We start from the raw sequence: 21,070 nt of genomic DNA, 5'->3' as shown, positions 1-21,070 counted from the left end.
AAGCCTTGAGCGCTGATTCGAGCATGGTGGACCTGAGCGTCGAGATGGAGGAGCTGTGGGCGTCCCTGGGCGCTCCTGCGCCCGGCCGCGCCCGCGCCATCCAGTTCGTCGGCGCCACGGCCGGCGAGGGGACCTCCACCGTCGCGCGCGAGTTCGCCTTCCACGCCGCCACCCGCGCCGCGCGCCGGGTGTGGCTGGTCGACCTGGACCTGCTGGGCTCGCCGCAACTGTCGGAGTTCGCCGCCGGCGCCGAGCGGTTCGGCCCGCTGGGTCCGCCGGCCTCGGCCTCGCCCGACGGCTCCAGCTTCTTCACCGTGCAGCCGCCGCTCAAGCGCCCCGACGGCCGGGCCTGGCCGGACGCGCGCTATCTGTTCGCCCACGCGGTCGGCTCGACCACCCTGTGGGTCACCGGCTTCCGCCGCGATGCGCTGAAGGGCCGCCAGACGGTGCACGTGCTACCCACCGGCGACTACTGGAACGCGCTGCGCCGCCACGCCGACCTGATCATCGTCGACGCCCCGCCGGCCGACCGCTCGCAGGCGGCGCTGACGGTGGCCCAGTTCATGGACGACACTGTGCTGGTGGTCTCCGCCGACCAGGCCGACGTCAAGGCGCCGGCGCGTCTGCGCGATTCCATCGCCAGCGCCGGCGGCAACTGCGCGGGCCTGTTCTTCAACCGCGCCAGCGTCGAGCCGCCGGCCTTCCTCAGGAGCGTGCTGCCGTGACCACGGTGGCGGCGCCCCGCGCGGGAGCCGGCGCGTATCCGCAGCCCCAGGCGGGCGGCCAGGAGGCGCGCGCCACCCTGCCGGTCGCCCTGGCCTTCGCCGGCGGCGTGTTCATGCTGCTGACCTACAGCCAGGGCTGGGAGATGCCGCTGACCGGCGAGAACGCCGACGCCTCCCAGTCGGTGCTGCTGCGCACGGCGTACTTCCCGGCCTACGGCGTGGCGCTGCTGCTGACCCTGGCGATCCCCTGGACCAGCTTCCGGGCGCTGATCCGCCAGCCGTTCCTGATCCTGATCATGGGCATCGTCGCCGCCTCGATCCTGTGGTCGACCTCGCCGGACCAGACCCTGCGCCGGATCGTCGCCAACTACTGCACGACGCTGTCGGGGGTGGTGCTGGCGGCGCGCTGGCGCTGGTCGCGGCTGGCGGAGGTGATGGCCACCGCCTTCCTCATCCTGTCGGCCTTCTGCCTGTTCGTTGGCTTGTTCGTGCCGTCGATCGGCAAGATGACCGAGCTGTTTCCCGGCGCCTGGCGCGGTCTGTGGCAGGAAAAGAACGCCCTGGGGGCCAACATGGCCTTCGCCTTCGTGGTCTGCGCCGCCGCCGCGGTGCTCAATCCGAAACGCCGCTGGCTCTGGTGGGGGGCGGCGGGCCTGGCCTTCCTGCTGCTGCTGCTGTCGACCTCGAAGACCTCGCTGGTGTCGCTGCTGCTGGGCTCGGGGGTGATGGTGTTCATCGCCCTGGCGCGGCGCAGCCCGGCCTCGTCCGTCGCCTCGACCTGGGCCGGGGTGGTGGGGATCGGCCTGGTCGCCTCGTTCATCGTCTTCGCCTCCGACATCTTCCTGGGCCTGCTCGGCAAGGACGCGACGCTGACCGGGCGCACCAAGATCTGGGCCGGGGTGATGGAGCGCATCCAGGAGCGGCCGATCACCGGCTATGGCTATGGCGCGGTGTGGGACGACGAGGGGGCCTGGGGGCCGCTGGCCAAGATCACCAAGACCGCTGGCTTTCGCGCGCACCACGCGCACAATTCCTGGCTGGAACAGTGGGTCGACCTGGGGATCTTCGGTCTGGGGGCCTGGGCGCTGCTGTTCCTGCAGACCTGGATCACAGGCCTGGTCGCCATCTACCGCGAGCGGGGCGCCTATCTCGCGCTGCCGTTCCTGGTGGTCTACAGCCTGGAGACCCTGACCGAGAGCGTCGCGGTCACCTACAACGACATGCGCTGGACGATCTTCGTCGCCCTGGCGGTGAAGCTGGCCTTCCCCGACCGCGAACAGGGCAAGCCGCCGCCGGTGGGCTGACTATTCCAGCGGCTTGAGGGTGAACAGCCCGCGCCAGAAGTGCCAGTAGTCGCGCATCAGGTCGGGCAGGAACCAGAAGCCGTGCCGGTAGGACCGCTCGACGCCGATGGCCAGGTGCGGGTCGCACTTGCCGCTATAGGTGCCGAACAGCCGGTCCCAGATCGGGGCCATGGCGAAGTTGCCGGTCGGATAGCTCATGTCCAGCTTGTGGTGCAGCCGGTGGCCGACCGGCGACTGGATCACCCAGCGGCCGAACCAGCCCCAGTCGGACTCCAGCCGCGAGTGGATCAGGAAGCCGATGGCGATGACGATCACGTTCACATAGATCATCACGTCCTGCGGCGCGCCCAGCACGGCCATCGGGATGTTGATCAGGAAGATCGGCGTGAAGGCCGCCGGGTGCACCCGCGCGGCGGTGACCACGCAGAACTCCTCGGCCGAGTGGTGATAGCGGTGCAGCGGCCACAGGTACGGCGAGTGGTCGAAGCGGTGCGTCCAGTAGTCGAAGAAGGTGTAGACGAAGAAGTAGACCACCACGGCCACCGGCAGCGGCAGCGCCGGCGGGGTGATTTCGAAGCCGAAGGTGGAGGCCAGCCAGGCGCGGATCCAGGCGCCGGAGATCAGCGACGCGCCCAGCACCATCAGCCGGCCCAGCAGGTCGAGGATGTGCCCCTGGCCCAGGATGAAGACGGCCAGATCGGTCTTCTCCGAGGCGCTGCGGGCGAACAGCAGCCGGCGCGCCGAGCTCCTGGCCCATCCCAGCGCCATGAACTCCACCCACAGCACGCCCGGCAGGATCAGGAACATCAGCGCCGCGTCGCCGAACAGCCGCTCATGCACGCCGTGCACGTGGAACGTATGGCCGGCGAGGGTGAAGGCGAGCTGGTCCGGCACGAAGGTGACGAACGCCCAGGCCGCCGCGGCCAGAAGCGGCAGGTAGACCGCCAGCCCCGCCAGCAGCAGGCCCCGCTCCGGCGTCAGCCAGCGGCCGCGCGGCGCCGGCGGCGTGAAGGCGGCAGCCTCGCCCGGGGTCAGGGACTGGTCGCTCATCGTGCGCGAACTCCTTTGTGGCCGGCGCCACCGGCGCGGCGGGCGCCCTCGGCCACGGTCACCACCTCGAACCCCAGGGCCACGGCCTCGTCGGCCAGGCGCGCCAGGGCGCCGGGCGTGCAGCCCCAGGCCGAGGCCGGCTCGGCCACATCATGGGTGTAGAGGATCAGCCAGGCCTTGCGCGCGGCGGCCGCCTGCAGCCAGCGGCGGGCGATGGCCTCGCCGTCCGGTCCCTCGACGCCGACGGCCGGCGCCTGGTTCAGGTCGGTCCCGTCCTCCACCAGGCCGTGGTGCAGGGCGCGCAGCAGGCTGTAGCGCGGCGCCAGGGCGGCCTTGGCCGGGGCGGAGACGTCGCCGTAGGGATAGGCGAAGGTGGTCGCCGCCGGCGCGTTCCAGCGGGCCAGGGCCTGGGCGTTGCGCGCCACGTCGGCCAGCGCCGCGGGTCCGCTCGCCTGGCCGCAGTCCAGGTGCGAATAGGTGTGGCAGGCGATCTCGTGGCCTTCGGCGGCCAGGGCGCGCACATGCGCCTCGCCGGCGAAGCGCCCCATCGGCCCCTGCCGGTCCGCCAGCTCGGCGGCGAAGAAGAAGGTGCCCTTCAGCCCGCGCGCCTCGAGGATCGCCGCGCCGGTCTCGGCGGCGGTGGCCGGGGCGTCGTCGAAGCTGAAGCTGACCATCGGGCGGTCGAGGTCCAGCCGGGCCGGCCGGCGGTGGGCCAGGCGCACCAGGCGCCGGCGAAGCTTGCCCTTCAGGGAGCGGTCGGGCTGGTAGGCCTCGACCACGTCGTCCTTGGCGCTCATCAGACGGCCTCCGCGTACAGCGCCGCGCGGTAGAGGCGCATGGCGACGGCGCGCGCCCCCACCGGAGCGGCGTCCGCCAGGGCGATGGCCTTCAGCGCCGGGCGCCAGACCGGCCGCGCCGGCACGTGCTTGAGCGCCCGCGCCACGCGATAGCTGGGATAGCGGCGGACCACGTCGGCGTGCGCGGCCACCACGCGGGCGAAGTTCGCCGCCGACTGCTCGTACTTGCGCGCCTGGTCGCGGGCGGTGTCGAGGCCGAGGTGGGTGGCAGTGTTGTCGACATGCACGATCTCGTGCCGGCGGGCCACGCGCATGGCCCACTCCACGTCCTCCCAGCCCCAGCCGGCGAAGCCCTCGTCGAAGGCTTCGGCGTCGAACACGTCGCGGCGCACCAGCAGGTTGGAGGTGAACACGTGCTTTTCCGGCGCCAGGGCCCGCTCGGCGGCGGGCAGGCAGTCGCTCTTCAACGCCATCGCCCGGTGCAGGGCGTGTTCGCGGCGCGCCGGCGTCTGCATCAGCGAGAAGCCGCCGAACGCCACGGCCGGATCGCGCGCCGCGATCAGCCCCAGCCAGCGCTCGAGGAAGGCGGGGCTGTCGGGCAGCATGTCGCTGTCGAGGAACAGCAGCCGCCCGCCGCGCGCGTTGGCGGCCAGGCGGTTGCGGCCCTTGCTGCGGCCCTCATTGGCCAGCAGGCGGACGAACCGGGCCGGGCGGCGCAGGGCGGTGACGGTCTCGGCGACCCGCGCCGCCAGCGCGTCGTCGCCGGTGCCGTCGTCCAGCACCACGATCTCGGCGGCGCCGTCCGGGCCGTCGAGGGCGCGCAGGAGGGCGGTCGGATCGTCGCGCATGAACGGGATCAGCACCGACAGCACGGGCTGGGCGCCGGCCCAGGCGGCGTTGTCTTGGATCACGGCCCGGTCCTCCGTCCCTTTCACGTCGCCACCCCCGGCCGCAGCACCGCCAGCGCCCGGACGCCGCGGGCGCGCAGGCCGCCGACGTCCAGCGCCGCGGCCAGGGCGCCGTAGACCAGCATGCCGGCGCCGGCCTTCAGGGCCAGTTCCAGCACGCCGCCGAAGGCGGGGATGCGCCCGACCACCACGGCCATCGCCAGGCTGGAGACGCCGGCGCGGGCCAGGGCCTCGGTGGGGAAGGGCAGGGCCAGGGCGCGCCGGCCCAGGGTGAACGAGGCGACGGCGCCCAGGGCGTAGCTGGCCGTGGTCGCCCACAGCGCCCCGTCCAGGCCGTAGCGCGGGATCAGCACCAGGTTCAGCGCCACATTGGCCGCCGCCGGGATCGCCATGGCCACCAGCAGCAGATGCGTCTTGCGCGCCAGGGTGAAGGCCTGGTGCAGGTAATAGGTCGTGCCGCCGGCGAAGAAGGCGCTGGCCGCGATCCACGGCGTCACGGCCGCCGCGCCCTCGCGCAGGGCCGGGCCCACCATCACCTCGGCCAGCGGGCGCGACACCAGCGCCAGGCCCACCGCGGCCGGCAGGGTGACGGCCACCATCACGGCGCCCTGTTCGCGCGCGGCCTCGTGCAGGGCGTTGCGGCCGCCCCGCTCCAGCGCCATCACCATGGCCGGCCCGCCGGCCATGCCCAGCCAGATGAACAGCACGTCGAGGGTGCGGTTCGCCAGGCTGTAGCCCGCGTGATAGACGCCCACCGCGGCCTCGTTCAGATAGGCGCCCAGCAGGAAGCGGTCGGTGGTGGCCAGCGCCAGCGCCAGGATCAGCGAGGCGGCCACCGGCAGGCCGTAGGCGGCGTAGGCCCGGGCCTGGGCGGGATCGAAGCGGCCGCCCTTCAGGCTCTTCAGTTCGGCGGGCAGGGCGAACACCAGGCAGAGGGCGGCGATGGCGCCCAGGCCCGCGATCGGCCCGGCGCCCTTCAGTCCGGCGAAGATCAGGCCGGCGCCGATGGCGAAGCCGCCGAGCGTCTGGGCCACGTCCAGCAGGGCGGCGGCCCGCACGTCGCCGGCGGCGCGGCGGCGCTCCTGCACCAGCTTGGCCAGGCTGCGCACCGGGATCGAGGCGAGGCCCGCGGTCACCGCCCACTTGACCTCGGCGTGGCTGGGCCACAGCCACAGGGCCAGGCCCGCGGCCACCGGGAACAGCACCGCGGCGAAGAACCAGCTGCGATAGAGGGTGACGAAATGGTCGGCCAGGCGCCCGCCTTCGGCCTCCCGGGCGTAGAAGCGGGCCATCGCCGCCTCCATCCAGGTGAACACCAGGGTGTGGCACAGGCTCATGGCCGAGAAGCCCAGCGCATAGGCGCCGTAGTCGGCCGGGCTCAGCAGGCGCGTGAAGGTGACGATCGCCAGCAGGCCGACGATGCCCTGCGCCACATTGGCCGGCAGGTAGCCGATGACGCCGCGCCAGAACATCAGCGCACCGCCTTCACGTCCCCCAGCAGGCAGGGGATGGTCATGGCCATGATGTAGAGGTCGCGCCAGAACGACTGGCGCTCGATGTACTCGATGTCCAGCGCCACGCGCCGGCGCACCAGTTCGGGCGTGTCCACCGGCCCGCGCGAGCCCTTGATCGCGGCCCAGCCGGTCATGCCCGGCTTCATGCGGTGGCGGTGGGCGTATTCGGCCACCAGGCGGGCGCTCTCGGTCTCGCCGGTCTTCATGCCGACGGCGTGCGGCCGCGGCCCGACCAGCGACATCTCGCCCTTCAGCACGTTCAGCAGTTGCGGCAGCTCGTCCAGGCTGGTCTTGCGGATGAAGCGGCCCACCCGGGTGACCCGGTCGTCGCCGGCGGTGACCTGGCGCGAGGCGGTGGCGTCGGTGCTCTCCACCCGCATCGAGCGGAACTTCCAGACCAGGATTTCCTCGTTGTTGAAGCCGTGCCGGCGCTGGCGGAAGAAGATCGGGCCGGGGCTGTCCAGCTTCACGGCCACCGCGACCGCCAGCAGCACCGGGGCGAACACGGCCAGGGCGATCGAGCCGATCACCACGTCCTGCGCCCGCTTGACCAGCGCCCGGCGCTCGTCGCCCGGCTGGCCGGCCATCTGCGCCAGGGGCGCGTCGGCGAGGCGCGACAGGGCGGCCGAGCGGCCGGCGGCGTTGTCGTAGTCGACCAGCAGCATGACCTCGTTGGGCAGCACGCTCAGCCGCTGCACCAGCTGGCTGACCCGCGAGCGCGCCAGGGACGGCACCGCGATCACCACGCGGTCGACGTAGGGCATGATCCTGTGGTTCAGCAGGGCGTCGAGGTCGCCCAGCACCGGCACCCCGCCGATGCGCTTGGGCGCCCGGTCCAGGCGGTCGTCGAAGATGCCCAGCACGGCGACTTCGTGGCTCTTCAGCGTGCTCTCGATCAGCCGCTGGGCGCTGGCGGTAGCGCCCACCACGACGATGTTCGGGGTCAGCCGGCCGGCCTTGCGCCAGCGCCGCACGCGCAGCCACCACGCCGCGTGCAGCGCGTTGAGGGTGACGAACGCCAGGCAGAACCAGAGCGCCAGGGCGGCGACATTGTCGGGCGCGGGCTTGAAGGCGGTGACCAGGCCCAGCAGCAGCACCCCGGCCAGGCCGAAGCCGGCCCCGACGCGCAGCAGGTGCCGGGCCAGGCCCTCGCTGTGGCCCAGGGCGTAGGACCGGGTCGCCCCCAGGCTCCACATCAGCGCCGCGCCGGCGATGACCAGCGGGGCGACGGCGTCGAGCGCGCTGCCCGGCGTGGTCGTCCAGTCCACGACGCCGGCGACGGCCACCGTGCCGGCGACGCCGGCCAGGTCGCCCAGGCGGAAGATCACGCCCAGGGTCCAGCCCTGCAGGCGCGAGCGGGTCGGGGTCAGTTCGGCGGGCCGCATCGGGCCGCGACGGTCGGCGGGATCGCCCGGCGCCGTCTCCTCGGCGGGAAGCGCTGCGCGCTCGGCGAAGCGGCCGTCCTGCGGTCCGGCGGCGGGCGTCTCGATCCGGGACACGGCGGACGGCGCGGCGGACGCTGCTGCGTCATCCTGATACGTCCGCTCACCCGGATGTTTGAAGGCCAAGGCCATGATACGCGCCGCCCAGCAAGTCTTGGGCCGAGAGCTATGCCCCACGGCCCCTTGGCGCCGCGTTAACGCGTAACGCCGTGCGCCGAATGGGAGTGATTGCCTTGGCGGAGCGAACAGGCTATCGGGGCCGCTCGCTGGTGACGTGGCCGAGAGGCTGAAGGCAACGGTTTGCTAAATCGTCATACCCGAAAGGGTATCGTGGGTTCGAATCCCACCGTCACCGCCACCCATTTCGCCTGAGGCTGGCGGACCCATCTGCGGACTGACGCGCGAGGACACGGGCGCGCTCTTCGGAGCGGGCTCATCCGGTCAGTGCTGGATCAGTCCGCCAACCGGCACCACGGCCACGTGCCCGTCCGCCGGCAGGGTGGCCGCGAGCGCAAGGCCTACATCGACCAGCGACGAGCGCCGCAGGGACGCGACCCGCGGCAGCGCCGTCCAGGCGATCTCGACGATGTCGCCGTTGGCCTCGGGTCGCAGGTCGCCCGTCAGCAGCCGCCCCTGGTAGAAGATGCCCACGTTCTGATGGTCTTCCCCGCCCGGAACGGCCCGTTCGGCGGCCGGGATCAGCCGGGAGTCGATCCCCAGCAGCCGTTCGACGGCGACCGCACAGCCTGTCTCTTCCAACACTTCGCGCCTGACCGTGTCCAAGGGGTCTTCGCCGTGCTCGACCCGTCCACCGGGCAGCGTCCAGCTTCCCGACCTATGATGCACGAGCAGCGCGCGGTTCGCCTCTATGCACACCGCGTAGGCCGCCAGTCGGAAGCTCATGATGCGCCTGCTTGAGTTTTCGGGCCGGTCCCGGCGTGGCGGCGACGGGGCGGCGCGACGGCGGCGTCAGGCATACTGCGCATATCTGACGATGCTGCGGTTCTCCACCCCTTCCACGAGCTCGTCGGCGCGGGCCAGCAGGCGGCGCAGCAGGGCGGACGGGTTGGCCGCGTTGTAGCCCAGGGTCAGGTCGATGGTCGGCGGCGCGCCGTCGAGCGCCCGGGCGACGACGTTGGGCGTCAACATGTTCTGGGCATACAGCGGGATCAGCGTGACCCCGCCGGTGGAGGCCACCAGCGACATCGCGGACGGCAGGTTGTCGCCTTCGTACGCCGCCTTGAGCGTGATCCCCACGGTGGAGGCGTACTCCTGGATCACCGCGTTCAGCACGGGGGAGATGCGCGCGGAGCTGACGTAGACCTCGCGGGCGAGATCCTGCGGCCGGATCTTCCTGCGCGACGTCAGGCGATGGTCCGCGGGCAGCACCGCGATCAGCGGTTCCTTGGCCAGGAACTTGAAGTGCAGCCCGACGGTCGGCGCCTCGCGGCGGAGGAAGGCCACGTCCAGCTTGCCGCGCATCAGCGCCTGGGCCAGGTCGGGGGAGGACTGGCTGGACAGGGTGATCTCCACGTCCGGCGCCTCCTCGCGGAGGATGCGCAGGGCATGCGGCAGCCAGACGACCTCCTGCCCGGCCAGGAAGCCCATGGAAAAGGTCACCTTCTGCGGCTGCTGCGCCCTGCGGGCGCCTTCGGTCGCCGCCTCGACCTGCAGCAGCGCCAGGCGGGCGTGGTCCAGGAATACCTTTCCCGCGGCCGTGAGCGCCACGCCGCGCGCCTGCCGTTCCAGCAGCGGCACGCCGACTTCGGCTTCCAGGTCGCGGATCTGCCGGCTCAGGGACGGCTGCGAGGTGTTCAGGCGGCGCACGGCGGCGGCGAGCAGGCCGCCTTCCTCGGCCACGGCGACGAAGTAGCGAAGGTGGCGAAGCTCCACGGCGGGATCCTATGCCTTCAAAGCATAGGTCGAGCGTACTAGGTCTTTGTCGCCGTCCAAAGCCACATCTAGCGTCGCCCGCATTCAGACGGAGAACAGTCATGCCTGCGACATCCAAGCCAACCATCGTCTTCTGCCACGGCATCTGGGCCGACGGCTCGTGCTTCAGCAAAGTGATCCCCGCCCTGCAGGCCGACGGTCACGAGGTCATCGCCGCACAATACGGCCTCGACGTGTTCGACGAGGACGTGGCGGCTGTGAAGCGCACGCTCAACCGGGTCGGCAGCCCCGTCGTCCTCGTCGGCCATTCCTACGGCGGCGCGACGATCACCGCGGCCGGCGTCGACGACCGCGTCGCCGGCCTGGTCTACATCGCGGCCGTGGCGCCGGATGCCGGCGAGACCGTGCAGGACCAACTCGACAAATACCCGTCCGACATCTTCAGCCGTGTCCAGGTCGCCGACGGACGGGCCTGGATGCTGCCCAACGGCACGGAGTTCTTCGCCGGTGATCTCAGCGAAGCTGATCAGAAGCTGGTGTGGGCGACCCACTACGCACCGGCCGCGGACCTGTTCCAGCAACAGAAGCTGGCGCCCGACCAGGTCGCCTGGCGCTCGAAGCCAAGCTGGTACGTCCTGGCCACCGAAGACCATACCGTCCATCCCGACCTGCAGCGCTGGGTCTCCCAGCGCATGGGCGCCTCGGTCACCGAGGTTCGGAGCAGCCACGTGCCGATGCTCTCGCAGCCGGACGTGGTCATCGAGGTGATCCGCAAGGCCGCCGCGGCCGTGCGCGCCGGCTGACGCGGGCCAGGGGATGGCCGGGCCGCTCCAGTCCTGCCGTCCGCATCCCTTGATCGCGGCCGCCCTGGCGGCGGGAGCGGGGGTCGCCAGCCCACGCAGGCCCTGGCTCCCGTCAGGGCTGGAACAGCAGCGGTCGGACCTCGATCGCCCCCATCCGCGCCATCGGACAGCCGGCCGCCAGGCTGATCGCCTCGTCGCGGTCGTCGGCGTCCACCAGCAGGAAGCCCGCGACGTGCTCGCGGGTCTCGGCGAAACGGCCGTCGGTGACGCTCGTCCCTTCGGCGCGGACCCGGACCGTCGCGGCCGTCGCCGGCCCGGTCAGGGCCTCGGCCAGCACCAGCTTGCCGCGCGTGGTCAGCACCTGGTCGTAGGCCTCGCTGGCGCGGCCCAGCGCGGCGCGTTCGGCGTCGGACAGGGCGCCGAAGATGTCGGGGTCGACGTGGACGATGCAGAGGTATCGCATGATGCGCCTTCCGTGAGCTCTTTAGTCTAGACGTCCGGCGAGGACGGTTTGCGACAGCCGCCCGCCGTGGCTGGCGCGAAACAGTGGTCGCGCCGGCGCCTTTCTTCCTCCGGATCGGCAGGCCATGATCCCGCGAACGACAGATTCACGGGAGGCGCCGGATGTCGGCGACGCGAGCGGCCTTCGACGGGCTGATGCGGCTCTATGGGCGCGCCGCGCCGGACTTCGTCGCCTTCGACGAGGGGGCGCCGGCGCTGGAGACGCGCTTCGCGGCCGACGAGGCCGCCGCGGCGGCGCTGGCCGCGGGGGCGACGGTGGCCGCCGACCTCTGGACCCTTCGCAGCGGCCAGACCCAGCAGGTCCGGGTCTCCACGCGCGAGGCTGCCGCCAGCCTGACCAGCTTCCAGTACCAGCGCTTCGCCGATCCGCAGCGCGCCCCGCCGACACGCGAGGGCGTGGCGGCGATGCAGCGCACCCACGCCCTCGGCTTCAAGCCGACCGCTGGCGGACGGCACGTCTTCCTGCACCCCAGCTTCCCGCCCGGAACCCAGCGCATCCTGCAGGCGCTCGGCTGCGCCGACGAGGCCGCGGCGGTGGACGGCGCCTGCCTGGCGCGCGAGGCGCTGCAGATCGAGGACGCGGTGGCGGCCCTGCGCGGCTGCACCGGCATGGTTCGCACGCCGCAGGAATGGGACGCTTCCGAACAGGGCCGGATCATGGCCGGGCGGCCGCTGGTGGAGGTGATCAAGATCGCCGATGGGCCGCCGCAGCCATTGCCGCCCGGCGGCGAGGCCGCCCTGTCCGGCGTGCGCGTGCTGGACCTGACCCGGGTGCTGGCCGGACCGACCTGCGCGCGCACCCTGGCCCAGTACGGCGCCGACGTCCTCTACCTGGCCTCGCCGAACCTGCCGGCGTCGACCGGCTTCATCAGCGACACCAACCACGGCAAGCTTTCGGCCTGGCTGGATCTCGCCGAGCCGGAGGGCCTGGCGCGGCTGCGCGACCTGCTGGCGACCACCGACGTCTTCTCGCAGGGCTACCGCACGGGGGCGATGGAGCGGCTGGGCCTGGGGCCGGTCGAATTGGCGCGCCTGCGCCCCGGTATCGTCTATGTGTCGATCAACTGCTACGGCCACGAGGGGCCCTGGCGCGAGCGCGCGGGCTGGGAACAGCTGGCCCAGACCGTGACCGGCATGGCGCACCTGCACGGCGGCGAGGGCGGGCCGAAGCTGCAGCCCGCGGCCGTCTGCGACTACACCACCGGCTATCTGGCCGCGTTCGGCGCCCTGGTGGCCCTGCAGCGGCGGGCGCTCTACGGCGGCAGCTACCTGGTGCGGGTCTCGCTGTGCCAGACCGCGGTGTGGGTGCGCGACCTGGGAGACGAGGGCCCGGGGCGGCTGGCGCGCGCCGCGCCGCTGTCCGGCGACGAACTGCGCGGCTTCGCCATCGACAGCGACAGTGGCTGGGGCCAGGTCAGCCACCTGCGCCCCGCCGTCAGCCTGTCCGCCACGCCCGCGCGCTGGCGGCGGCCCACCGTGCCGCTGGGAACCCACCCAGCGGCCTGGCCCGACTAGACCTCCAGCGAGCCGGTGATCGAGGCGCGCTGGGACAGCTCGATCCAGTTGCCGTCCGGATCGCGCACCATCGAGATCCGCGCCGTGGTCCCCAGCGTCAGCGGCGCGACCGCCTCGCGGCCGCCGCGCTCCAGAACCCGGGCGTGCTCGGCGTCGACCTTGAACACCTGGAAGGTGATGTAGCGCCAGCCGCGGCCCTGCATGCCGGCGTCGGCGGGAGCGTCGTCGGCGTGGTCGACCAGCAGCAGGGTCTCGCCGGCGCGGAACGCGGCGTCGGCCGCCGCGGTCGGCTCCTCGGTCAGGCCCAGGGCGTCGACATAGAAGCGCCGGTGCGCCTCCACGTCGCGCACGCCCAGCCGGATGCCGATCTGGCCGATGCCGTTCCAGCCGGGCGGGACCAGGGTGACCCGGTTGCCTTCCGGGTCGGCCAGCGGCGTCGGCGCGGTCACCCCAGGACGGGCGATGATCAGCTCGCGATAGCCCGACGGCGGCGCGTCGGGCAGGGGGGCGGCGTGGTGGTTGATCTTCAGCACCGAGCCCAGCACGTCGTGGCGGTGCTGGTCCTGTCCCCGGCGGATCGGCAGCAGATGGTCGAATGGCACGCCGGCCTCGCCCTGCCAGAACGCCAGCATCGGCGCGATGTCATTGGTCGAAAGGCCGATGTCGACCCTCGGCTTGGCCAGATCCATGGCGCTCTCCCTTCAGTTTTCCTGCGATTGCGTTTCCCAGGCCCGCGCTGCATGGCATTCGAACATGCGTATGAAAAGGGAGGACGCCCAATGAAGGCGGCGGTTTACTACGAGAATGGCGATCCGAGCGTCCTGAAGTACGAGGATGTTCCCGATCCCACGTGCCACCCCAAGGGCATCCTGGTCCGCGTCGAGGCGGTCAGCATCGAGGGCGGCGACACCCTGAACCGCGCCGGCGGGCCGCTGGTCACGCACCCGCACATCGTCGGCTACCAGGCCGGCGGCGAGGTGATCGAGGTCGGCTCGGAAGTGACCAACTTCAAGGTCGGCGACAAGGTCGCCACCAGCGGCGCCTTCGGCTCGCACGCCGAACTGCGCTCCGTCCCCGCCCGCAGCGCCTGGCTGGTCCCCAACGGCTACGACGTGAAGAAGGCCTCGGTGATCCCGGTGGCGTTCGGCACGGCCGACGACTGCCTGTTCGAGTTCGGCCACCTGCGCGCCGGCGAGACGGTGCTGGTGCAGGCCGGCGCCAGCGGCGTCGGCGTGGCGGCGATCCAGCTGGCCAAGCGCGCCGGGGCGACGGTGCTGGCCACCGCCTCCAGCGACGAGCGGCTGGACAAGCTGAAGCGCTTCGGGCTGGACCACGGCATCAACTACAAGACCCACGACGTGGTGCAGGAAGTCATGCGCCTGACCAACAAGAAGGGCGTCAACCTGGTGGTCGACAGCGTCGGCGGCTCGACCCTGCAGGGGTCGATCCTGTCTCTGGCCTACCGCGGGCGGGTGTCGATGGTCGGCGGCGCCGGGCGCGAGGGCATGAAGGTGGACGTCGCCTCGCTGATGGGCGGCAACCGCACCCTGCAGGGGGTCTTCCTGGGCGCCGAGATCGGCGGCGACCGCGCCTACAACAACATCCAGCGGCTGATCAACGAGGCGGCCGAGGGCCAGCTGGAGGTGCTGATCGACCGCACCTTCCCGCTGTCGCAGGCGGCCGAGGCGCACGCCTACATCGAGAGCCGCAAGGCCGTCGGCCGGGTGCTCTTGATCCCCTGATCGTCGTCGTCGGCGACCGAGATCACGTCGCCGAAATCGAGGATCCGCACGAGCCGGGCGCGAGCCCGGTTCACCCGGCTCTTCACCGTGCCCACCGCGCAGCCGCAGATGTCGGCCGCTTCCTGGTAGCTCAGCCCGGCGCCGGCGACGAGGATCAGCGCCTCGCGCTGCTCGCCGGGCAGCTGGTCCAGCGCGGTGCGCAGGGATCCCAGCGCCGCGCCCCATTCCTGATTGGGTTCGGTCTCGAGCAGGCGCGCGTAGTGGTCGTCCTCGTCGCGCACCTCGCGCCGTCGCCGGGTCAAGGTGGTGTAGTGCGTATTGCGCAGGATCGTGAAAAGCCACGCGCGCAGGTTGGTGCCCGGCGTGAACCGTTCCCGGTGGCGCCACGCCTTGATCAGCGTCTCCTGCACGAGGTCGTCCGCGTCAGGGCCATTGCGGCTGATTGACCAGGCGAACGCCCTCAAAGCGGGGATCTGAGCAAGAACCTGCTTGGGCCAGTCGTTGTCTTCGGCCGACATTCTCTACGCACTCACAGACTTGAAACTGATGTGCTGACAGCCCCTGACAAGAGCCCCAGCGGCGGCGCTTGACGGCGGCCTCTCCCGTTCGATCTATGGAACCGGACAGCGAACGCGCCAGACCGGGCCTCTGTTCCCGTCATTGGCGTTTCAGACATCTGCAACCTCCGCCGCGAACGAAACGTTCCCGAAGCGCAAGACAGCAAGGGGCGGGGCGCCCAAAACGGCCACAAAGGCCGAGCGCCACGGATTCCAGAGAGAGAGCGAGCCATGGCGCCACACGACGATGCTCCGTTGCTTGAAAACGACACCAAGACGAATCTGTCATCCGCCAGGGCAAAGGATTTCAGTGGCCGTTATACGGCAATCCGGCAGGCGTCCGTCGACCTGGCCGCGCCGCTCTCGGCAGAGGACCAGGCCGCGCAGGCCATGCCTGACGCCAGCCCGACCAAGTGGCACCTGGCGCACACCACCTGGTTCTGGGAGACCTTTCTGCTCAAGCCGCAGCTGGCCGGGTACGTCGAGTTCGACCCGGCGTTCGGCTACCTGTTCAATTCCTATTACGAGGCGGTCGGGGCGCGGCATCCGCGACCGGCCCGGGGTCTGCTGACCCGCCCGTCGGTGGCTCAGATCATGGCCTACCGGGCGCACGTGGACGAGGCCATGCTGCGGCTGCTGCGCGAGGATCTGCCGCCGGCCACCCTGGCGCTGATCGACCTCGGCCTGGCGCACGAGGAGCAGCACCAGGAGCTGGTGCTGATGGACATCCTCAGCCTGTTCGCGCTCAACCCCCTGCAGCCGGCCTACCGCTCCGCCTGGGCCGGGTTCCAGCCGGCGAGCCGCGATCTCGCCATGGTCGCGTTCGATGGCGGCCGGGTGTCGATCGGCCACGGCGGCGGCGGATTCGCCTTCGACAACGAGGGGCCGCGGCACGAGACGCTGCTGCGCCCCTATCGCCTGGCGAGCCGGCTGGTGACCAATGGCGAATGGCTGGCCTTCATGGCCGATGGCGGCTACCGCCGGGCCGAGTTCTGGCTCTCCGACGGCTGGGCCATGGTGCAGTCCCAGGGCTGGACCGCGCCGGAGTACTGGCGTCAGACCGACGACGGCTGGTCGGCCTTCGATCTCTCCGGCCTGCGCCCGGTGGATCCGGCGCAGCCCGTGCGGCACGTCAGCTATTACGAAGCCGCCGCCTACGCCGCCTGGGCCGGCAAGCGCCTGCCCACCGAGGCGGAGTGGGAGGCCGCCGCCGGCCACCCGGACCTGGAGCAGATGGCGGACGAGGTCTGGCAATGGACCGCCAGCGCCTATTCGCCCCATCCGGGCTTCGTCTCGGCCCCCGGCGCGGTGGGCGAGTACAACGGCAAGTTCATGGTCGGGCAGATGGTGCTCAAGGGCGGGGCCCGCATCACGCCGCCCGGCCACACCCGGCCCAGCTACCGCAACTTCTTCTATCCGCATCAGCGCTGGATGTTCTCTGGCGTGCGCCTGGCGGAGGACGACGTCGCGGCGGCGGGGGATGCGGAGGGGGCCTTCCGCGCGGACGTGATCGCCGGCCTGTCGGCGCCGCGCAAGACGCTGCCGGCCAAGTGGTTCTATGACGCCCGCGGCTCGGACCTGTTCGAGGACATCACCCGGCTGGCGGAGTACTATCCCACCCGGCAGGAGGCGGCGCTGCTGCGGCGCATCGCGCCGGAGGTGGCGGCGGCCATCCCCTCGGGCGCGACCCTTGTCGAGCTTGGCAGCGGCGCCAGCGTGAAGACCCGCCTGGTGCTCGACGCCGCCCCGCAGATCGCCACCTACGCGCCGATCGACATCAGCGCCTCGGCGCTGGAGGCGGCGGCGGCGGCGATCCGCGCGGACTATCCGCACCTGACGGTGACGCCCCTGGAACGCGACTTCACGGCCGCGGACGACCTGGGCGACGCCCTCACCGGGGCTTCGCGGATAGGCTTCTTCCCCGGCTCGACGATCGGCAACTTCGCGCCGGCGGAGGCCGTCGCCCTGCTGCAGCGGATCAGGGGCCTGTTGGGGCCTGAGAGCCTGCTGCTGATCGGCGTCGACCTGGCCAAGGACGCCGCCACCCTGGAGGCGGCCTACGACGACGCCGCCGGGGTCACGGCCGCCTTCAACCTCAACCTGCTGGCGCGGATCAACCGCGAACTGGACGGGGACCTGGACCTGCAGGACTTCGCCCATCGCGCGGCCTGGAACCGGCTGGAGGGGCGGGTTGAGATGCACCTGGAAGTGCTGCGCTCGCACCGGGCGCACGCAGCGGGCCGGACGTTCGAGTTCGTCGCCGGCGAGACCATCCACACCGAGAACTCCTACAAGTTCACGGTCGAGGGATTCTCGGGTCTGGCCGCCCGGGCCGGATGGAAAGTGCGCCGGACTTGGGTAAGCCCGGCGCCGGAATTCGCTGTTCTGTTGTTGGGCTAGAGCCCGGCCGGGTCAGCGGGTGACCTCTGACCCGTCAGGCCTCCGGCTCAGGTCGCCGAGTGGGGGCGGCCGCCGCCACGCGACACCGAGCCGCCCTTGCGGCCGGCGCTGGCGGCCAGGTCGCGGTCCTGGGCGAAGCTGCGTTTCTCGCTGGGCACGCTGGCCCCGCCCCGACGGGCGATCTCGCGTCGCCGTTCAGGATCCATGGCCGCGAAGCCGCGCCGGCTGGGACGGGTCTTTTGGTCTTCGGTACCGCTCTGCATCTGGGACCTCCTTAGCGCAGTTAGGGCTTTAACCCCCGACGGCGGCTTAGGTTTCGCGCCGCCACCAAGGAACCTCGTCCAAAGCCACGCTTTTTTGCTGCGACGGGAGGCGACGGCATGAAGCTGCACTGGCGCCTGGGACTGGGCGCGCTGATCGGGGTGGCAAGCTGGGCGGCGGCGATCCTGCTGGGGGCGCCGGCGCCGGAGCGGGCGCTGATCGGCTGGAACGCCGGCGCGGCCATCTACCTGCTGTCCGTATGGCGCCTGTTCCTCACCGCCGACGAGGCGCACGTGCGCGCCGCCGCCGCCGTTCAGGACGAGCGGCGCGGCGTGATCCTGGCCCTGGCGCTGGGCGCCGTGGCGGCGGCCCTGGTGGCCATCGTCGCCGCCCTGGTGGGCAAGGGGCACCGCAGCCCCGACGCCAGCGCCGCGATCGCCGCGCTGTCGGCCCTCACCCTGATCACCTCCTGGCTGGTGCTGCAGTCGCTGTTCGCCAGCCACTACGCCCATCGCCACTTCCAGGCGGTGGCCGAGCATGGCGAGGCCGCCGGCTTCAAGTTCCCGGGCGATCCGCCGCGCGGCTACATGGATTTCGTCTATCTGGCGATCTGCATCGGGGCGACGGCGCAGGTCTCCGACCCCAACGTCACCACCAGCCGTTTGCGCAACCTGGTCACGGCGCACGCGGCGATCTCGTTCTTCTACAACACCGCGGTGCTGGCGGTCGGCATCAACCTGCTGTCGGGGCTGGTGGGCAAATAGGGCTTCAGACGACTTCGAGCGGCAGGGTGACCTTGGCCTTGAGGCCGCCGCCCGCGCGATTGTGCAGCGCCACGTCGCCCCCGTGGCTGCGGGCGATGGCGCGCACCACGGCCAGGCCCAGGCCGATGCCGCCGGTGTCGCGGCTGCGCGAGGACTCCAGCCTGTGGAACGGCTCGAAGGCCTTTTCCACCTGGTCGTCCGGCACCCCCGGGCCATTGTCGTCGACCTCGACGATCGCCATGCCGTCCTCGGCATAGACCCGGCCACGCGCCTGGGAGCCGAACTTCAGGGCATTGTCGACCAGATTGGCCACCAGGCGCTTGAGCGCGATAGGATCGCCGTCGATCACCACCCGGTCGGCGCGCTCCACAGCCGCGTCCCTGCCGGTCTCGGCGGCCTCATCCATCACCGTCTCCACCAGCGACGAGATTTCCAGCTTCTTGCGCTCGCGTGGCCGGGTGGCGTCCTGCACGAAGGCCAGGGTGGCGGAGATCATCGCCTCCATCTCGTCGATGTCGCGCGCCAGCTTGACCTGCAGGTCCTCGGGCGTGGTCTCGATGCGGAAGCGCAGCCGGGTGAGGGGGGTGCGCAGGTCGTGGGCGATCGCCGCGATCATGCTGGTGCGGTAGTTCACATAGCTACGCAGCCGCTCCTGCATCTGGTTGAAGGCGTTGACCGCCGCGGTCACCTCGGACGAGCCGTGGATGTCGATCGCCGGCGCCTGGGGGTCACGGCCCAGGCGTTCGGCGGCGGCGGCGAGGGCGGTCATCGGCGCGGCGATGCGGCGGGCGAACCACCAGGCCAGCGGCGAGACCAGCAGCACGGCAATGCCGAAGATCAGCAGAATCCGCTGCTGCCAGGGGCTGAGCGCCAGCCGTGGCTCGGGCCGCACCACCAGCCAGCTGCCGTCGGCCTGGCGCACCCCCAGCACGAACTCGTCGAACAGCAGCGGCTGGTCGAACGCCCCGTGGGTCAGCGCCTCCTTGCTCGGCGCCGGACGCGGGGTGACCAGGCGCGGCTGGTTCTGGATCACGACGATGGACTTCGGATCGATGTGCAGCGCGCCCGCCAGCGCGACCCGGAAGATCTGCCGGTAGTGGCCGTCGGTCTGCACGCCCGGCGGGACGGCCGAGGTCGCCGTGATCAGCGGGCGGCCCTCGCGCGTGGGGATCGCCCGGCCACTGTGCATGGCGCGGGCCACGTCGCCCACGGAATAGACCTCCGGCGGCGGCTGCGGCAGGTAGAAGGCCACGACGATGCTGGTCGCCAGCGCGGCGAACAGGGTCGCCACCACCAGGCCCAGGGCCTGGAGAAAGAGTGGAAGCGCTGGCCAGCGCCTCATGGCGTGCGCGAGACCTTCGGCGTGAACAGATAGCCCTCGTTGCGCACCGTGCGGATCAGCTCAACGCCCTCGCCGCCATGGTCGAGCTTGCGGCGCAGCCGGCTGATCTGCACGTCGATGGCGCGGTCGAACGCGTCCGACTGCGGGCCGCGGGCGTATTCCAGCAGCTGGTCGCGGGTCAGCACCCGCTGCGGCCGCTCGACGAAGGCGCGCAGCAGCGAGAACTCGCCGCTCGACAGGTTCACCACCACCCCGTCCGGTGAGCGCAGCTCATGGCGCACCAGGTCCAGCCGCCAGCCGGCGAATTCGCAGGCCGCGTCCAGGTTCTCCTCGCCCGCCCGCGGCTCGCGCCGGCGGCGCAGCACGGCGCGCACCCGGGCCAGCAGCTCGCGCGGATTGCAGGGCTTGGGCACATAGTCGTCGGCGCCCAGCTCCAGGCCGACGATGCGGTCGGTCTCCTCGCCCATGGCGCTGAGCATGATGATCGCCGGCCCGTCGGGGGTCGACAACCGCCGGCAGATGGCCAGGCCGTCCTCGCCGGGCAGCATCACGTCCAGCACCACCAGGTCCGGCGCCCGGCGGCTGATCGCCCGCTCCATCTCCCGCCCGTCGGCGGCGGTGTCGACGGCATAGCCGTGACGCTCAAGGAATTCCGAGACCACGTCGCGGATGCCCGGGTCGTCGTCCACGACCAGGATGTGTTCGGCGGCCTCGGCCTGCGGGCTCATGACGGTTTCAGTATCCATGCCGCCAGGGTGGCGGTGTGCTGTAGCTTTGGAATGTCCCGACTGTAACATCACCTACACGACCGGCGGAACATTGCCCAAGGTGGGCGCCCGGCCTGCGGCGTCACTGTTTCGGCCGCAGCATCTCTATGGCCTCGTCGGAGACGTAGGGATTGGTCCTGCGCTCCCGGCCGAAGGTCGAGGGCTCGTTGTGGCCGGGAATGAAGGTCACGTCGTCGCCCAAGGGCCATAGCTTGCCCAGGATCGAGATGATCAGGGTTCCGAAGTCGCCCCTGGGAAAGTCCCAGCGCCCGATGGCGCCGCGGAACAGCACGTCTCCCACCTGCGCGAAGCGGGCCTCCCGGTGGAAGAACACCACGTGACCCGGCGTATGGCCCGGACAGTGGTAGACTTCGAATTCGGTCTCGCCGAGCGTGACCCTGTCGCCGTCTTCCAGCCAGCGGTCCGGCGTGAAGGCGCAGGCGTCTGGCATGCCCCAGCGCGCAGCGCTGGATTCGATCTGGTCGATCCAGAACTGGTCGTCCCGGTGCGGACCTTCGATGGGCGCGCCCGTCAATTGCTTGAGCAACGCCGCGCCGCCGGCATGGTCCAGGTGTGCGTGGGTGATCCAGATCTTCTCCAGCGTCAGGCCCAGCTCACGGACGGCCTCCAGCAGCCTGGGGACCTCTCCGCCCGGGTCGATGAGCGCCGCCTTCCTGGTCGCGGTGCACCAGACCAGGGTGCAGTTCTGCTGCAGCGGGGTGACCGGGATCGGCAACGCCTGGATCGGCGGCAGCTCAGCGCCC

General features: G+C 71.5%; 21 protein-coding genes and 1 tRNA gene. 8 read left to right on the top strand and 14 right to left on the bottom strand.

Annotated features, from left to right (window positions below):
- The first annotated feature begins 5 nt into the window (after positions 1-5).
- A complete protein-coding gene (locus tag ACO2Q3_RS07960; RefSeq protein ID WP_423306023.1) occupies positions 6-725 on the top strand; it encodes a sugar kinase in 720 nt (239 codons plus the stop codon).
- Positions 722-2,029 carry an O-antigen ligase family protein gene (locus ACO2Q3_RS07955; protein WP_423306022.1) on the top strand — a complete coding sequence of 436 codons (1,308 nt, stop codon included), beginning with the start codon at positions 722-724 and terminating at the stop codon, positions 2,027-2,029. Before ACO2Q3_RS07960 ends, ACO2Q3_RS07955 begins: the two co-directional genes overlap by 4 nt.
- On the opposite strand, the gene ACO2Q3_RS07950 is transcribed toward ACO2Q3_RS07955, so the two are convergent.
- Genes ACO2Q3_RS07950 through ACO2Q3_RS07930 form a run of 5 tightly spaced genes read right to left on the bottom strand, consistent with a single transcriptional unit; the run spans position 2,030 to position 7,797 of the window.
- Positions 2,030-3,079 carry a sterol desaturase family protein gene (locus ACO2Q3_RS07950; RefSeq protein WP_423306021.1) on the bottom strand — a complete coding sequence of 350 codons (1,050 nt, stop codon included), beginning with the start codon at positions 3,077-3,079 and terminating at the stop codon, positions 2,030-2,032.
- On the bottom strand, positions 3,076-3,876 hold the full coding sequence (locus ACO2Q3_RS07945) for a polysaccharide deacetylase family protein (protein ID WP_423306020.1): 801 nt from the start codon (positions 3,874-3,876) through the stop codon (positions 3,076-3,078). Before ACO2Q3_RS07945 ends, ACO2Q3_RS07950 begins: the two co-directional genes overlap by 4 nt.
- Entirely contained in the window at positions 3,876-4,787 is a 912-nt protein-coding gene (locus ACO2Q3_RS07940) for a glycosyltransferase (protein WP_423306019.1), read from the bottom strand. Before ACO2Q3_RS07940 ends, ACO2Q3_RS07945 begins: the two co-directional genes overlap by 1 nt.
- Positions 4,788-4,807: 20 nt before the next feature.
- Positions 4,808-6,256: a lipopolysaccharide biosynthesis protein gene (locus ACO2Q3_RS07935; protein WP_423306018.1), complete on the bottom strand. Its 1,449-nt coding sequence runs from the start codon at positions 6,254-6,256 to the stop codon at positions 4,808-4,810.
- On the bottom strand, positions 6,256-7,797 hold the full coding sequence (locus ACO2Q3_RS07930) for an exopolysaccharide biosynthesis polyprenyl glycosylphosphotransferase (RefSeq protein WP_423306017.1): 1,542 nt from the start codon (positions 7,795-7,797) through the stop codon (positions 6,256-6,258). The genes ACO2Q3_RS07935 and ACO2Q3_RS07930 overlap by 1 nt, the downstream gene beginning before the upstream one ends.
- 211 nt (positions 7,798-8,008) lie before the next feature.
- On the opposite strand from ACO2Q3_RS07930, the gene ACO2Q3_RS07925 reads away from it, so the two are divergent.
- Positions 8,009-8,098 (top strand) — tRNA-Ser (locus tag ACO2Q3_RS07925).
- Positions 8,099-8,181: 83 nt separating this feature from the next.
- On the opposite strand, the gene ACO2Q3_RS07920 is transcribed toward ACO2Q3_RS07925, so the two are convergent.
- Positions 8,182-8,643, bottom strand: a complete 462-nt coding sequence (locus ACO2Q3_RS07920; RefSeq protein WP_423306016.1) for an NUDIX hydrolase — start codon at positions 8,641-8,643, stop codon at positions 8,182-8,184.
- Positions 8,644-8,709: 66 nt separating this feature from the next.
- On the bottom strand, positions 8,710-9,633 hold the full coding sequence (locus ACO2Q3_RS07915; protein ID WP_423306015.1) for a LysR family transcriptional regulator: 924 nt from the start codon (positions 9,631-9,633) through the stop codon (positions 8,710-8,712).
- Positions 9,634-9,734: 101 nt separating this feature from the next.
- Here ACO2Q3_RS07915 and ACO2Q3_RS07910 point away from each other — a divergent pair, with 101 nt between their 5' ends.
- Positions 9,735-10,436: an alpha/beta fold hydrolase gene (locus tag ACO2Q3_RS07910; protein WP_423306014.1), complete on the top strand. Its 702-nt coding sequence runs from the start codon at positions 9,735-9,737 to the stop codon at positions 10,434-10,436.
- Between the two features lie 112 nt (positions 10,437-10,548).
- Here the strand turns inward: ACO2Q3_RS07910 and ACO2Q3_RS07905 are convergent, their stop codons facing one another.
- Positions 10,549-10,899, bottom strand: a complete 351-nt coding sequence (locus ACO2Q3_RS07905) for a YciI family protein (RefSeq protein WP_423306013.1) — start codon at positions 10,897-10,899, stop codon at positions 10,549-10,551.
- 161 nt (positions 10,900-11,060) lie between these two features.
- On the opposite strand from ACO2Q3_RS07905, the gene ACO2Q3_RS07900 reads away from it, so the two are divergent.
- Positions 11,061-12,473 carry a CoA transferase gene (locus ACO2Q3_RS07900; RefSeq protein ID WP_423306011.1) on the top strand — a complete coding sequence of 471 codons (1,413 nt, stop codon included), beginning with the start codon at positions 11,061-11,063 and terminating at the stop codon, positions 12,471-12,473.
- On the opposite strand, the gene ACO2Q3_RS07895 is transcribed toward ACO2Q3_RS07900, so the two are convergent.
- Positions 12,470-13,162, bottom strand: a complete 693-nt coding sequence (locus ACO2Q3_RS07895) for a VOC family protein (RefSeq protein WP_423306010.1) — start codon at positions 13,160-13,162, stop codon at positions 12,470-12,472. The genes ACO2Q3_RS07900 and ACO2Q3_RS07895 overlap by 4 nt on opposite strands.
- A gap of 90 nt (positions 13,163-13,252) precedes the next feature.
- Between ACO2Q3_RS07895 and ACO2Q3_RS07890 the strand changes: the two genes are divergently transcribed.
- A complete protein-coding gene (locus tag ACO2Q3_RS07890; protein WP_423306009.1) occupies positions 13,253-14,215 on the top strand; it encodes a quinone oxidoreductase family protein in 963 nt (320 codons plus the stop codon).
- Here the strand turns inward: ACO2Q3_RS07890 and ACO2Q3_RS07885 are convergent.
- A complete protein-coding gene (locus ACO2Q3_RS07885) occupies positions 14,167-14,733 on the bottom strand; it encodes a sigma-70 family RNA polymerase sigma factor (RefSeq protein ID WP_423306008.1) in 567 nt (188 codons plus the stop codon). The genes ACO2Q3_RS07890 and ACO2Q3_RS07885 overlap by 49 nt on opposite strands.
- A gap of 270 nt (positions 14,734-15,003) precedes the next feature.
- On the opposite strand from ACO2Q3_RS07885, the gene egtB reads away from it, so the two are divergent.
- Positions 15,004-17,172, top strand: a complete 2,169-nt coding sequence (egtB, locus tag ACO2Q3_RS07880) for an ergothioneine biosynthesis protein EgtB (RefSeq protein WP_423306007.1) — start codon at positions 15,004-15,006, stop codon at positions 17,170-17,172.
- A 47-nt stretch (positions 17,173-17,219) separates the two neighbouring features.
- Here egtB and ACO2Q3_RS07875 read toward each other — a convergent pair whose 3' ends face one another.
- On the bottom strand, positions 17,220-17,435 hold the full coding sequence (locus tag ACO2Q3_RS07875; protein WP_423306006.1) for a general stress protein: 216 nt from the start codon (positions 17,433-17,435) through the stop codon (positions 17,220-17,222).
- A gap of 117 nt (positions 17,436-17,552) precedes the next feature.
- Between ACO2Q3_RS07875 and ACO2Q3_RS07870 the strand changes: the two genes are divergently transcribed.
- Positions 17,553-18,197, top strand: coding sequence for a DUF1345 domain-containing protein (locus ACO2Q3_RS07870; protein WP_423306005.1), 645 nt, complete (start codon positions 17,553-17,555; stop codon positions 18,195-18,197).
- 4 nt (positions 18,198-18,201) lie between these two features.
- On the opposite strand, the gene ACO2Q3_RS07865 is transcribed toward ACO2Q3_RS07870, so the two are convergent.
- From ACO2Q3_RS07865 to ACO2Q3_RS07855, 3 genes are all read right to left on the bottom strand, one after another.
- Positions 18,202-19,539: an ATP-binding protein gene (locus ACO2Q3_RS07865; protein WP_423306004.1), complete on the bottom strand. Its 1,338-nt coding sequence runs from the start codon at positions 19,537-19,539 to the stop codon at positions 18,202-18,204.
- A complete protein-coding gene (locus tag ACO2Q3_RS07860; protein WP_423306003.1) occupies positions 19,536-20,285 on the bottom strand; it encodes a response regulator in 750 nt (249 codons plus the stop codon). The genes ACO2Q3_RS07865 and ACO2Q3_RS07860 overlap by 4 nt, the downstream gene beginning before the upstream one ends.
- Positions 20,286-20,388: 103 nt before the next feature.
- Complete coding sequence (locus ACO2Q3_RS07855; RefSeq protein WP_423306926.1) at positions 20,389-21,060, bottom strand: MBL fold metallo-hydrolase; 672 nt, start codon at positions 21,058-21,060, stop codon at positions 20,389-20,391.
- Between the last annotated feature and the right edge of the window lie 10 nt (positions 21,061-21,070).

The sequence above is a fragment of the Caulobacter sp. KR2-114 genome (assembly GCF_049446115.1).
Lineage (GTDB): Bacteria > Pseudomonadota > Alphaproteobacteria > Caulobacterales > Caulobacteraceae > Acaudatibacter.
Note: the sequence above shows the minus strand (reverse complement) of the source record. Positions and strands in the feature narration are given on the sequence as shown.

Coding starts and splice junctions, on each gene's coding strand:
- ACO2Q3_RS07950 (WP_423306021.1), bottom strand. CDS start 3,079: ATGAGCGACCAGTCCCTGACCCCGGGCGAGGCTGCCGCCTTCACGCCG.
- ACO2Q3_RS07945 (WP_423306020.1), bottom strand. CDS start 3,876: ATGAGCGCCAAGGACGACGTGGTCGAGGCCTACCAGCCCGACCGCTCC.
- ACO2Q3_RS07935 (WP_423306018.1), bottom strand. CDS start 6,256: ATGTTCTGGCGCGGCGTCATCGGCTACCTGCCGGCCAATGTGGCGCAG.
- ACO2Q3_RS07920 (WP_423306016.1), bottom strand. CDS start 8,643: ATGAGCTTCCGACTGGCGGCCTACGCGGTGTGCATAGAGGCGAACCGC.
- ACO2Q3_RS07910 (WP_423306014.1), top strand. CDS start 9,735: ATGCCTGCGACATCCAAGCCAACCATCGTCTTCTGCCACGGCATCTGG.
- ACO2Q3_RS07905 (WP_423306013.1), bottom strand. CDS start 10,899: ATGCGATACCTCTGCATCGTCCACGTCGACCCCGACATCTTCGGCGCC.
- ACO2Q3_RS07900 (WP_423306011.1), top strand. CDS start 11,061: ATGTCGGCGACGCGAGCGGCCTTCGACGGGCTGATGCGGCTCTATGGG.
- ACO2Q3_RS07895 (WP_423306010.1), bottom strand. CDS start 13,162: ATGGATCTGGCCAAGCCGAGGGTCGACATCGGCCTTTCGACCAATGAC.
- ACO2Q3_RS07890 (WP_423306009.1), top strand. CDS start 13,253: ATGAAGGCGGCGGTTTACTACGAGAATGGCGATCCGAGCGTCCTGAAG.
- ACO2Q3_RS07885 (WP_423306008.1), bottom strand. CDS start 14,733: ATGTCGGCCGAAGACAACGACTGGCCCAAGCAGGTTCTTGCTCAGATC.
- egtB (WP_423306007.1), top strand. CDS start 15,004: ATGGCGCCACACGACGATGCTCCGTTGCTTGAAAACGACACCAAGACG.
- ACO2Q3_RS07875 (WP_423306006.1), bottom strand. CDS start 17,435: ATGCAGAGCGGTACCGAAGACCAAAAGACCCGTCCCAGCCGGCGCGGC.
- ACO2Q3_RS07870 (WP_423306005.1), top strand. CDS start 17,553: ATGAAGCTGCACTGGCGCCTGGGACTGGGCGCGCTGATCGGGGTGGCA.
- ACO2Q3_RS07865 (WP_423306004.1), bottom strand. CDS start 19,539: ATGAGGCGCTGGCCAGCGCTTCCACTCTTTCTCCAGGCCCTGGGCCTG.
- ACO2Q3_RS07860 (WP_423306003.1), bottom strand. CDS start 20,285: ATGGATACTGAAACCGTCATGAGCCCGCAGGCCGAGGCCGCCGAACAC.